The 11,682-nt window shown below is 51.5% G+C and carries 12 protein-coding genes and 1 pseudogene; 5 read left to right on the forward strand and 8 right to left on the reverse strand.

Translation table 11 applies throughout. The features are described 5' to 3' along the window. The first annotated feature begins 363 nt into the window (after positions 1–363). The 3 genes and pseudogenes from uacT (at position 364) to idi (ending at position 2,608) form a co-directional block, all read left to right on the forward strand. Positions 364–1,811 (forward strand): annotated as a pseudogene (uacT, locus tag EA14781_RS18535) (urate/proton symporter UacT). Between the two features lies 1 nt (position 1,812). Further along, positions 1,813–1,938: a protein YqfG gene (gene yqfG, locus EA14781_RS18540; protein ID WP_032275372.1), complete on the forward strand. Its 126-nt coding sequence runs from the start codon at positions 1,813–1,815 to the stop codon at positions 1,936–1,938. A 121-nt stretch (positions 1,939–2,059) separates the two neighbouring features. Beyond that, positions 2,060–2,608: an isopentenyl-diphosphate Delta-isomerase gene (gene idi / locus EA14781_RS18545; RefSeq protein ID WP_001192776.1), complete on the forward strand. Its 549-nt coding sequence runs from the start codon at positions 2,060–2,062 to the stop codon at positions 2,606–2,608. A 208-nt stretch (positions 2,609–2,816) separates the two neighbouring features. On the opposite strand, the gene lysS is transcribed toward idi, so the two are convergent. From lysS to xerD, 5 genes are all read right to left on the reverse strand, one after another. After that, on the reverse strand, positions 2,817–4,334 hold the full coding sequence (gene lysS / locus EA14781_RS18550; protein WP_000003073.1) for a lysine--tRNA ligase: 1,518 nt from the start codon (positions 4,332–4,334) through the stop codon (positions 2,817–2,819). 9 nt (positions 4,335–4,343) lie between these two features. After that, positions 4,344–5,442 (reverse strand): peptide chain release factor 2 gene (prfB, locus tag EA14781_RS18555; protein WP_095522726.1). Its coding sequence is split into 2 segments (ribosomal slippage): positions 4,344–5,366 and positions 5,368–5,442, totalling 1,098 coding nucleotides; the frame shifts between segments, so codons are not numbered across the junction. Between the two features lie 90 nt (positions 5,443–5,532). Beyond that, positions 5,533–7,266 carry a single-stranded-DNA-specific exonuclease RecJ gene (gene recJ, locus EA14781_RS18560; protein ID WP_000813237.1) on the reverse strand — a complete coding sequence of 578 codons (1,734 nt, stop codon included), beginning with the start codon at positions 7,264–7,266 and terminating at the stop codon, positions 5,533–5,535. A 5-nt stretch (positions 7,267–7,271) separates the two neighbouring features. Continuing rightward, positions 7,272–7,982, reverse strand: a complete 711-nt coding sequence (gene dsbC / locus EA14781_RS18565) for a bifunctional protein-disulfide isomerase/oxidoreductase DsbC (RefSeq protein WP_000748106.1) — start codon at positions 7,980–7,982, stop codon at positions 7,272–7,274. A 24-nt stretch (positions 7,983–8,006) separates the two neighbouring features. Next, complete coding sequence (gene xerD / locus EA14781_RS18570) at positions 8,007–8,903, reverse strand: site-specific tyrosine recombinase XerD (RefSeq protein WP_000806644.1); 897 nt, start codon at positions 8,901–8,903, stop codon at positions 8,007–8,009. Positions 8,904–9,014: 111 nt separating this feature from the next. Between xerD and fldB the strand changes: the two genes are divergently transcribed. Further along, a complete protein-coding gene (gene fldB, locus EA14781_RS18575) occupies positions 9,015–9,536 on the forward strand; it encodes a flavodoxin FldB (RefSeq protein ID WP_001055873.1) in 522 nt (173 codons plus the stop codon). 38 nt (positions 9,537–9,574) lie between these two features. On the opposite strand, the gene EA14781_RS18580 is transcribed toward fldB, so the two are convergent. The 3 genes from EA14781_RS18580 to EA14781_RS24990 are packed head-to-tail and all read right to left on the reverse strand — an operon-like array spanning position 9,575 to position 10,446. Further along, positions 9,575–9,979: a protein YgfX gene (locus EA14781_RS18580; RefSeq protein ID WP_000244763.1), complete on the reverse strand. Its 405-nt coding sequence runs from the start codon at positions 9,977–9,979 to the stop codon at positions 9,575–9,577. Then, on the reverse strand, positions 9,960–10,226 hold the full coding sequence (gene sdhE / locus EA14781_RS18585) for an FAD assembly factor SdhE (protein ID WP_000354046.1): 267 nt from the start codon (positions 10,224–10,226) through the stop codon (positions 9,960–9,962). The genes EA14781_RS18580 and sdhE overlap by 20 nt, the downstream gene beginning before the upstream one ends. Further along, the gene (locus EA14781_RS24990) at positions 10,216–10,446 is read right to left on the reverse strand and encodes a hypothetical protein (protein WP_000181267.1); all 231 of its coding nucleotides are present in this window, start codon (positions 10,444–10,446) and stop codon (positions 10,216–10,218) included. Before EA14781_RS24990 ends, sdhE begins: the two co-directional genes overlap by 11 nt. A 31-nt stretch (positions 10,447–10,477) precedes the next feature. Here EA14781_RS24990 and ygfZ point away from each other — a divergent pair, with 31 nt between their 5' ends. Continuing rightward, complete coding sequence (ygfZ, locus tag EA14781_RS18595; RefSeq protein WP_000886057.1) at positions 10,478–11,458, forward strand: tRNA-modifying protein YgfZ; 981 nt, start codon at positions 10,478–10,480, stop codon at positions 11,456–11,458. The last annotated feature ends 224 nt before the right edge of the window (positions 11,459–11,682 follow it).

An 11,682-nucleotide genomic window follows, 5' to 3' on the forward strand; every position in this document is an offset into this window, starting at 1 on the left:
CCGCAAGTCTGTTTTAATTATAATTTTGCGAGTCAGGTCAAATTATTGCCTCGCAATCTATGCCGTTTTCATTAATTGCTCCTCATCCCCCTAAATAGACGTTTCAGGATAAAAAGCAATAAATATGAGAGTTTGACGTGCCAGAATGATTAAAGAAATATCAATATGAGAAAATTAGAGATAACTTCACTCCCCATTTATTTTCTCCCCAGTTCTGTTTAAAGGCGATTATGTGATTGCCTCCGCATTTCCACCTTATAACCTCGCCTCCTCGCTAAAACTGGCATTCCACGAGCATGTGTTTATTCAGTTTCATAAAGGTAAACGGTTGCTTTTTAATCTGGCGAGCTTAAGGAGAGACGCATGAGCGCCATAGATTCTCAATTCCCTCATCTTCAGGGCAAGAACGCCCTACTGATGAAGTTGACCGCATATTATCACCTGGAAAGCTGATCATACTCGGTCTGCAGCACGTACTTGTTATGTATGCAGGCGCGGTCGCTGTACCGCTGATGATTGGCGACAGACTCGGCCTCTCTAAAGAGGCTATTGCAATGCTCATCAGTTCCGACCTCTTTTGCTGTGGTATCGTCACGTTATTGCAATGTATAGGCATCGGTCGTTTTATGGGGATTCGCTTGCCTGTCATTATGTCGGTGACCTTCGCTGCCGTGACGCCGATGATTGCTATCGGGATGAACCCGGATATTGGGCTACTGGGGATTTTTGGCGCTACTATCGCAGCGGGATTTATCACCACATTATTGGCGCCGCTTATCGGTCGCTTAATGCCTTTATTCCCGCCGCTGGTAACCGGGGTAGTCATTACTTCGATTGGTCTTAGCATCATTCAGGTCGGCATTGACTGGGCCGCAGGCGGTAAAGGCAATCCGCAATATGGTAATCCCGTTTATTTAGGGATCTCCTTCGCCGTTTTAATTTTCATCCTGCTCATCACTCGCTATGCGAAAGGATTTATGTCCAACGTCGCCGTATTACTGGGGATTGTATTTGGCTTTTTTCTGTCGTGGATGATGAATGAAGTGAATTTATCCGGGCTGTATGATGCATCGTGGTTTGCAATTGTCACACCGATGTCGTTTGGCGTGCCAATTTTCGATCCCGTTTCAATTCTGACCATGACAGCCGTACTCATCATCGTATTTATCGAATCGATGGGAATGTTCCTTGCGTTGGGCGAAATAGTCGGTCGCAAACTCTCATCGCAGGACATCATTCGCGGGCTACGAGTAGATGGCGTGGGGACAATGATTGGCGGTACGTTTAACAGCTTCCCACATACGTCATTTTCGCAAAACGTCGGCCTGGTTAGCGTGACGCGCGTGCACAGTCGCTGGGTGTGCATTGCTTCCGGTATCATTTTGATCCTGTTCGGCATGGTGCCGAAAATGGCGGTACTGGTGGCTTCCATACCGCAATTCGTGTTGGGTGGTGCGGGCCTGGTGATGTTCGGTATGGTTCTGGCTACAGGGATTCGTATTCTGTCCCGCTGTAACTACACCACTAACCGTTACAACTTGTACATTGTCGCGATCAGCCTCGGTGTTGGTATGACCCCAACGCTTTCTCATGATTTCTTTTCTAAGTTGCCGACCGTACTGCAACCCTTGCTGCATAGCGGCATTATGTTGGCAACCCTTAGCGCCGTTGTGCTGAACGTCTTCTTTAATGGCTATCAGCATCATGCCGATCTGGTTAAAGAATCTGTTGCTGATAAAAATTTGAAAGTCAGAACAGTACGTATGTGGCTTCTGATGCGCAAGCTAAAGAAAAATGAGCATGGTGAATGATATGAATCTTTTAATACGCGCGATATTCAGTCTGCTGTTGCTCTTTACTCTCTCTATTCCTGTCATATCTGACTGCGTTGCGATGGCCATTGAAAGCCGCTTCAAATATATGATGCTGCTTTTTTAATTGCCTTTCCCTGTCGGCATCTGTTCGCTACAGACAGATGCCGATAAACACTCACATAGTTAATCATTTCACTCTTCTGTTATCTATAATGATGAGTGATTAGAATTACATGTGAGAAATTATGCAAACGGAACACGTCATTTTACTGAATGCACAGGGAGTCCCCTCGGGTACGCTGGAAAAGTACGCCGCCCACACGGCTGATACCCCATTACATCTGGCATTTTCATGCTGGCTTTTTAACTGTGAAAAACAACTATTAGTCACCCGCCGCGCATTGAGCAAAAAAGCGTGGCCCGGCGTGTGGACCAACTCGGTTTGCGGCCACCCACAGCAAGGAGAAAGTAATGAAGAGGCAGTGATCCGCCGTTGCCGCTTTGAACTGGGCGTGGAAATAACGCCCCCCGAACCGATCTATCCAGACTTCTACTATCGCGCCACCGACCCGAATGGCATTGTCGAAAATGAAGTCTGTCCGGTATTTGCCGCGCGAATTACCAGCGCGTTACAGCCCAACAATGATGAAGTAATGGATTATCAGTGGTGTGATTTAGCGCAGGTATTACGCGGTATCGATGCCACGCCGTGGGCATTCAGCCCATGGATGGTAATGCAAGCGACAAATAGCGAAGCCAAAAAACGGTTGTCTGCATTTGCCCAGCGTAAATAAAAAACCCCGACGATTGCCGGGGTGACAATGTTTTCGCTATTTCATGCCGGATGCGGCGTAAACGCCTTATCCGGCCTACAACGTCGCAAAAATTCAATATATTGCAGAGGCGATGCAGGCCTGATAAGCGTATGCGCATCAGGCAATTTTGCATTCGCCAACAGTCACAACCCCGACGATTGCCGGGGTTGTAAGCGTAGCGTAATGCTTATTTTACCGGACGCATCGCCGGGAACAGAATCACGTCGCGGATGGTGTGGCTGTTGGTGAACAGCATCACCATACGATCGATACCAATCCCCAGACCCGCAGTTGGCGGTAAGCCATGTTCCAGCGCGGTGACGTAATCTTCGTCGTAGAACATCGCTTCGTCGTCGCCCGCCTCTTTCGCGGCAACCTGATCCTGGAAACGTTGCGCCTGATCTTCTGCGTCGTTCAGCTCGCTAAAGCCGTTACCGATTTCACGACCACCGATGAAGAATTCAAAGCGGTCAGTGATTTCCGGGTTAACGTCGTTACGGCGTGCCAGCGGAGAAACTTCTGCCGGATATTCAGTAATGAAGGTCGGCTGAATCAAATGTGCTTCTGCCACTTCTTCGAAGATCTCAGTTACGATACGGCCCAGACCCCAACTCTTCTCAACGTGGATGCCGATAGATTCAGCAATCGCTTTCGCAGAGTCGAAGTTGTCCAGATCCGCCATGTCGGTTTCCGGGCGATATTTCTTGATCGCTTCACGCATGGTCAGTTTTTCAAACGGCTTACCGAAGTCCAGCGTCACGTCGCCGTAGGTTACTTCCGTCTTACCGAGAATATCCTGTGCCAGAGTACGGAACAGCGATTCGGTCAGCTCGATCAGATCTTTGTAATCTGCGTAAGCCATGTAGAGTTCCATCATAGTGAACTCTGGGTTATGGCGTACGGAGATACCTTCGTTACGGAAGTTACGGTTGATTTCGAACACACGCTCGAAGCCGCCAACCACCAGACGCTTGAGGTACAGTTCCGGCGCGATACGCAGGTACATGTCGAGATCCAGCGCGTTATGGTGGGTAATAAACGGACGTGCTGCCGCACCGCCTGGAATCACCTGCATCATCGGCGTTTCAACTTCCATAAAGCCGCGATTTACCATGAACTGGCGGATGCCAGAAAGGATCTGCGAGCGCACTTTAAAGGTGTTACGGGATTCATCATTAGAGATGAGATCCAGATAACGCTGACGATAGCGCGCTTCCTGATCCTGCAAGCCGTGGAACTTATCCGGCAGCGGACGCAGTGCTTTGGTCAGCAGACGCAGCTCGGTGCAGTGGATAGACAGTTCGCCAGTTTTGGTTTTGAACAGTTTACCTTTCGCGCCGAGGATGTCGCCGAGGTCCCATTTTTTGAACTGCTCGTTGTAAACGCCTTCCGGCAGATCGTCACGGGCAACGTACAACTGAATGCGACCGCCAACGTCCTGCAAAGTAACGAAGGAAGCCTTACCCATAATACGACGGGTCATCATGCGGCCAGCAACGGCCACTTCGATATTCAGCGCTTCCAGCTCTTCGTTCTCTTTACCATCGAATTCTGCGTGCAATTGGTCAGAGGTATGATCACGACGGAAATCGTTCGGGAAGGCAATCCCCTGCTCACGCAGGTTCGCCAGCTTCTCACGACGCGTTTTCAGTTCATTGTTAAGATCGACTACCGCGTCAGCGCCCTGTGCGTGTTGTTCAGACATGTTGGTTCCTCATAACCCTGCTTTCAAACTTGCTTCGATAAATTGATCCAGGCTGCCGTCCAGCACGGCCTGCGTATTGCGGGTTTCAACCCCGGTGCGCAGATCTTTAATGCGGGAGTCATCAAGGACATAAGAACGAATCTGGCTGCCCCAGCCGATATCAGATTTGTTATCTTCCATCGCCTGTTTCTCGGCATTCTTCTTCTGCATCTCCAGTTCATAAAGCTTCGCTTTCATCTGCTTCATGGCCTGGTCTTTGTTCTTGTGCTGGGAACGATCGTTCTGGCACTGAGTCACAATCCCGGTCGGGATGTGAGTAATACGCACCGCAGATTCGGTACGGTTAACGTGCTGACCGCCCGCGCCGGATGCGCGATAAACGTCGATGCGCAGATCCGCCGGGTTAATTTCGATATCGATATCGTCATCGACTTCCGGGTAAACAAACGCAGAACTAAACGACGTGTGGCGACGACCGCCGGAGTCGAACGGGCTTTTACGCACCAGACGGTGAACACCGGTTTCAGTGCGTAGCCAGCCATATGCGTAGTCGCCGGAAATCTTAATAGTTACGGATTTGATACCCGCCACTTCACCTTCTGACTCTTCGATAATTTCAGTTTTGAAACCGCGCGATTCCGCCCAGCGCAGATACATACGCTCAAGCATGCTCGCCCAATCCTGTGCTTCAGTACCACCGGAGCCGGCCTGAATATCGAGATAGCAGTCAGCGCTGTCATATTCGCCGGAGAACATACGACGGAACTCAAGCTGCGACAGTTTTTCTTCCAGGGCGTCAAGTTCAGCAACGGCTTCGTTAAAGGTTTCTTCGTCGTCAGCTTCTACAGCCAGTTCCAGCAGACCAGAAACATCTTCCAGTCCCTGTTTCATTTGGTCGAGAGTGTCGACAACGGCTTCGAGGGAGGAACGCTCTTTACCCAGCGCCTGTGCGCGTTCGGGTTCGTTCCAGACATCCGGCTGTTCCAGCTCGGCGTTTACTTCTTCCAGACGCTCTTTCTTGGCGTCGTAGTCAAAGATACCCCCTAAGAACGTCGGAGCGTTCCGTGAGGTCCTGAATGCGATTATTTACCGGATTAATTTCAAACATGGTCTGATTTCTTTTCTTGAGCTAGTCAAAATGCGGTGATAAGAGCGGGATTGTACCCAATCCACACTCTTTTTTATAGAGAAGATGACGCTAAATTGGCCAGATATTGTCGATGATAATTTGCAGGCTGCGATTGCCGCGAAACTCGTTGATATCAAGCTTATAAGTCAGTTGCACTTCGCGCACGCCGTTATCCGGCCAAAGGGCGGTATCAACGTTAAAGGCAATGCCGTCCAGCAGCGGGCCGCCGCCGACCGGTTCAACCATGACCTTCAAATGGCGTTCGCCTACCAGTCGTTGTTGCAGAAGGCGGAAATGACCGTCAAACAGCGGTTCCGGGAACATCTGTCCCCACGGGCCAGCATCGCGCAGTAACTGCGCCACTTCCATGGTCATTTCGGCTGGGCTTAACGGACCGTCTGACACCACTTCGCCTTGCAATAGTGAAGGGTCCAGCCACTCAGTCACCAGTTCGCCAAAGCGTTGCTGAAAGAGTTCGAATTTATCCTCTTCCAGTGACAGCCCGGCCGCCATTGCATGGCCGCCAAACTTAAGCATCATGCCGGGGTAGAGCGTGTCCAGCCGCTCCAGCGCATCGCGCATATGCAGCCCCAGAATGGAACGACCAGAACCTTTCAGCGTACCGTCGCCCGCAGGGGCAAAGGCGATAACCGGACGGTGAAAACGCTCTTTGATACGCGATGCCAGAATGCCAACAACACCCTGATGCCATTCAGGGTGATACATTGCCAGCCCGCCGGGTAGCGTGTCACGGCTGCGTTCCAGTTTCTCGCACAGGGTCAGGGCTTCAGCCTGCATTCCCTGTTCGATCTCTTTTCGCGTCTGGTTTAGCGCGTCGAGTTCATTTGCCAGCACGCGCGCTTCACCGATGTTGTCGCACAGCAACAGCGCCACACCAACGGACATATCATCCAGTCGCCCGGCAGCATTGAGACGTGGCCCCAGCGCAAAACCTAAATCGCTGGCGGCGAGTTTTTGCGCATCGCGGTTTGCCACTTCCAGCAGCGCTTTAATCCCCGGACGGCACTTTCCGGCACGAATGCGACTCATCCCCTGCCAGGTCAGAATGCGATTATTAGCGTCCAGCGGCACGACGTCCGCCACTGTCCCCAGCGCCACCAGATCCAGCAATTCTGCCAGGTTAGGAATTGCGATACCGCGCTCATCAAACCAGCCCTGATCGCGCAGAAAAGTGCGTAGCGCCAGCATCAGATAAAACGCCACGCCCACGCCTGCCAGAGATTTCGACGGAAAATCGCAGTCGCGCAAGTTAGGGTTAATGATCGCTTCTGCCGCGGGTAACGTATCGCCCGGCAAATGGTGATCGGTAACAATAACCGCAATACCCAGCGCGCGGGCATGTTCAACACCCGCATGAGAGGAAATGCCGTTATCAACTGTGACAATCAACTGCGCGCCGCGGGCATGGGCCTGATCGACCACCTCCGGGCTTAAGCCGTAACCATCTTCAAAACGGTTCGGCACCAGATAGTCGATATTAGCGCAGCCAAGTGAACGCATCGCCAGTACGCTGAGGGCAGTGCTGGTTGCGCCATCGGCATCGAAATCACCGACCACAATAATGCGCGTTCCTTCGCGAAAGGCGTTGTAAAGAATTTCAACGGCTTTCTCTACACCACTCAGTTGCTGCCAGGGCAACATACCTTTAACACTGCGTTCCAGTTCCTGCGCATTGCGCACCCCCCGGCTGGCATATAAACGGCGCAGTAAGGGCGGCAAATCCGCAGGCAATTCTGCCGTTTCATCGACTTCACGGCGACGAAGTTGTATCTGTTGTTTCACGCGAATTATTTACCGCTGGTCATTTTTTGATGTTCGTCGAGGAATTCTTTCATCTCTTTCGGCGGCTGGTAACCCGGAACAAGTGTGCCATTGCTCAGTACAATCGCTGGAGTACCAGTGACGCCAAGCTGGACGCCCAGTGCGTAATGGTCGGCAATATCGATATCGCAACTTGCCGGAGTGGCTGCTTTACCTGCCATCACATCATCAAACGCTTTCTTTTTATCTTTTGCACACCAGATAGCTTTCATTTGTTGCTCAGCCTGGCTCTCCAGCCCCTGGCGCGGGAAGGCAAGATAACGCACGGTGATCCCCAGCGCGTTGTAGTCTGCCATTTGCTCATGCAGTTTATGGCAGTAACCACAGGTGATATCAGTAAACACTGTGATGACGTGTTTTTCCTGCGGCGCTTTATAAACGATCATCTCTTTTTCAAGCGCGTTCAGCTGCTTTAACAGCATCTTATTGGTGACATTAACCGGGGCCGTGCCGCTAACGTCATACATTGGCCCCTGAATGATATGTTTACCATCGTCGGTGATGTACAACACACCGCTGTCAGTCAGTACGGTTTTCATACCTGCAACGGGCGCGGGCTGAATATCGCTGCTTTTAATGCCCATTTTGGTTAACGTTTGCTGTATTGCCGCGTCATCCGCCTGAACAAAGCCAGAAAACGCAGTCAACAGAGTAAACAACATAAAGCTTTTCTTCATAAATTTTCCTGTTCTTTTCAACCATCACGCCCGCGGGTGATGTTGTTGATGAAGTTGCCGCAGACGCTCGGTGGCGACATGCGTATAAATTTGAGTCGTGGAGAGATCGCTATGGCCCAGCAGCATTTGTACCACGCGTAGGTCCGCACCATGATTTAACAAATGGGTGGCAAAGGCATGACGCAACACGTGCGGTGACAGCTTTTCGCTGTCAATCCCTGCCAGCACAGCATAATGTTTAATGCGATGCCAGAAAGTCTGCCGCGTCATCTGTTGCGCGCGCTGGCTGGGAAACAGCACATCAATCGACACGCCATTCAGTAGCCAGGGGCGTCCGTGTTCCAGATAGGTTTCCAGCCAGTAAACCGCCTCTTCACCCAACGGCACCAGCCGCTCCTTGTTGCCTTTACCGATTACCCGCACCACGCCCTGACGCAGGCTGATATCGCTCATCGTCAGCCCAACCAGTTCAGAGACGCGCAGCCCGGTAGCATACAGTACTTCAAGCATCGCCTTATCGCGCAACTCCAGCGGCTGATCGATTAGCGGCGCCTGCAACAATCGTTCAACCTGCGCTTCGCTTAAATCTTTCGGCAAACGCTGGGGCAATCTTGGCGACGCAAGATACGCGCTGGGATCGTCCTCGCGAAACTTTTCGCGATAAAGATACTGGAACAATCGACGCACCGCACTCAGCAAACGCGCTGAACTGGTGGCCTTATACCCGCCCTCCAGCCGCTCTGCCAGTAATGCCTGCAAATCATCGCTTTGCGCCGTTGCCAGCGTCAGCCCGCGATGATGCAACCACTCTACCATCATTGACAGATCGCGCCGGTAAGCGTTCAAAGTATTTTCTGCCAGATTTTTTTCAAGCCACAGGGCATCAAGAAACTGCTCGATGCGTGCCAGATCCTGTTTCACTTGCGCCCCTTATTGTTACCCATTTGATCTATTATGCCTTATTGTGCCGTGACTAAAGCGATTCTGATACACTAGCCGCAAAAGCCACAGCAGAATCGAGAAGCTTACGTGATGAATATGGGTCTTTTTTACGGTTCCAGCACCTGTTACACCGAAATGGCGGCAGAAAAAATCCGCGATATTATCGGCCCAGAACTGGTGACCTTACATAACCTCAAGGACGATTCCCCGAAATTAATGGAGCAGTACGATGTGCTCATTCTCGGGATCCCGACCTGGGATTTTGGCGAAATTCAGGAAGACTGGGAAGCGGTCTGGGATCAACTCGACGACCTGAACCTCGAAGGTAAAATTGTTGCGCTATATGGGCTTGGCGATCAATTGGGATACGGTGAGTGGTTTCTCGATGCGCTCGGTATGCTGCATGACAAACTCTCGACCAAAGGCGTGAAGTTCGTCGGCTACTGGCCAACGGAAGGATATGAGTTTACCAGCCCAAAACCGGTGATTGCTGACGGGCAACTGTTTGTTGGTCTGGCGCTGGATGAAACTAACCAGTATGACCTTAGCGACGAGCGTATTCAGAGCTGGTGTGAGCAAATCCTCAATGAAATGGCAGCTCACTACGCCTGATGTGATGTGACTGGCGGCTTAGCGTATTTGCTTCGCCGTCACTGTATCTCTTGTTGTAACAAAATTCGCCGCAAATCCCGCCATTCAGCTTCATCCATACTGTCGGCTGCCAGCCACAGGTGCTGACGTTTGCCGCTATCAGAGAGTAAACGCAACATCATGCCAGTTTTAATCATCCACGGCGCTCTGACGATGCTCCACTCCTGCCCCTGCCAACGTAAACGCCCATCCATCAACAGGCGAATCTCCCCCTGACGAGCATTAATGCGCCGCTGACTGCGGACGCAATCAAACACCACCAGCGAAAGCAACACCATCCATAACGGGGTATAACTTAGCGGCCAGGGCATGAGTAAAATAGCAGCGGCAACCAGCCCATGAATCAGCAAGGAGAGCCACTGTGCGCGCCAGGAGACGCGCAAATCAGATTGCCACAGGACCACGTTCCCGGTTCCGTGTCTGGATGAGTCGGACCATCATTTCCAGTTCTGCGTCGGCCGGTTTACCGTGATTCATCAACCAGTTGAATAAATCGGGATCGTCACACTCCAGCAGTCGAATAAAGATGCGTTTTTCGTCATCGCTTAAGCTATCGTACTCATGTTCAAAAAACGGCATGATTGAAATATCGAGTTCGCGCATACCACGGCGGCATGCCCAGTGAATGCGGGCTTTATTGTTAATGTCCATCTTCTTCCTGTCTCACGAAAATCCAGTACCTGGCTATTGTAACGTGTTTTTCGACTTCTTTTGCGGGAATATCAGGAAACACTATCGCGATCGCGAAATGAATCCACAATAATTCACTGGCTTCATTTTTTTGGAAGTCGCCTCGCAAAGCCAGGCAGAAGGCACAGATCGCGTAGTGAAAGCTCTTGCAATGCCCCATAGCTCTTTTACCATTAGTCATTATTACGCCGTTTGTAAAACAGGACTCCAATATGGCTTTTACTCCTTTTCCTCCCCGTCAGCCTACGGCTTCTGCCCGTTTACCGCTGACTCTGATGACGCTTGATGACTGGGCGCTTGCCACCATTACCGGCGCGGACAGCGAAAAATATATGCAAGGCCAGGTGACGGCTGATGTCTGTCAGATGACGGAAGACCAGCATCTGCTCGCCGCCCATTGCGATGCCAAAGGTAAGATGTGGAGCAATTTACGTCTGTTCCGCGACGGCGATGGCTTTGCGTGGATTGAACGCCGTAGCGTACGCGAGTCGCAGCTCACTGAACTGAAAAAATATGCAGTGTTCTCTAAAGTGACCATCGCACCAGACGGCGAACGTGTGCTGCTCGGCGTTGCTGGTTTTCAGGCGCGCGCCGCGCTGGCAAATCTCTTTAGCGAACTGCCTTCGAAGGAAAAACAGGTGGTCAGAGAAGGCGCAACCACTCTGCTGTGGTTTGAACATCCAGCAGAACGTTTTCTGCTCGTCACCGATGAAGCTACCGCCAATACACTGGTCGATAAACTTCGCGGTGAAGCGGAACTGAACAATAGCCAACAATGGCTGGCATTAAACATTGAAGCAGGTCTCCCGGTGATTGATGCCGCCAATAGCGGGCAGTTTATCCCCCAGGCGACCAACCTCCAGGCGCTGGGCGGTATCAGCTTTAAGAAAGGTTGCTATACCGGGCAAGAGATGGTGGCGCGAGCAAAATTCCGTGGCGCCAACAAACGCGCACTCTGGTTGCTTGTAGGTCACGCCAGCCGTTTGCCGGAGGCAGGTGAAGATTTAGAGCTGAAAATGGGCGAAAACTGGCGCCGTACCGGAACTGTGCTGGCTGCGGTAAAACGGGAAGATGGTCAGGTCGTGGTGCAGGTCGTCATGAATAACGATATGGAGCCAGACAGCATCTTCCGCGTGCGTGACGATGCGAACACACTGCATATCGAGCCACTGCCGTATCCGCTGGAAGAGTAAATCTCTGTATCGCTCCGCTCCCCGGCCCCCACTGCCTGATGCGACGCTGACACGTCTTATCAGGCCTGAAATTAGATGCCTTTTTCACAAATGGGAAGCGACTCGTAGGCCGGATAAGGCGTTCACGCCGCATCCGGCGGTTGCGTTCCGATGCCTGATGCGACGCTGATGCGTCTTTTCAGGCCTGGGATTTGATGCCTTTTTCACAAATGGGAAACGGCTCG

It is taken from the genome of Escherichia albertii NBRC 107761 = DSM 17582 (genome assembly GCF_000759775.1).
GTDB classification, from domain to species: Bacteria; Pseudomonadota; Gammaproteobacteria; order Enterobacterales; family Enterobacteriaceae; genus Escherichia; species Escherichia albertii.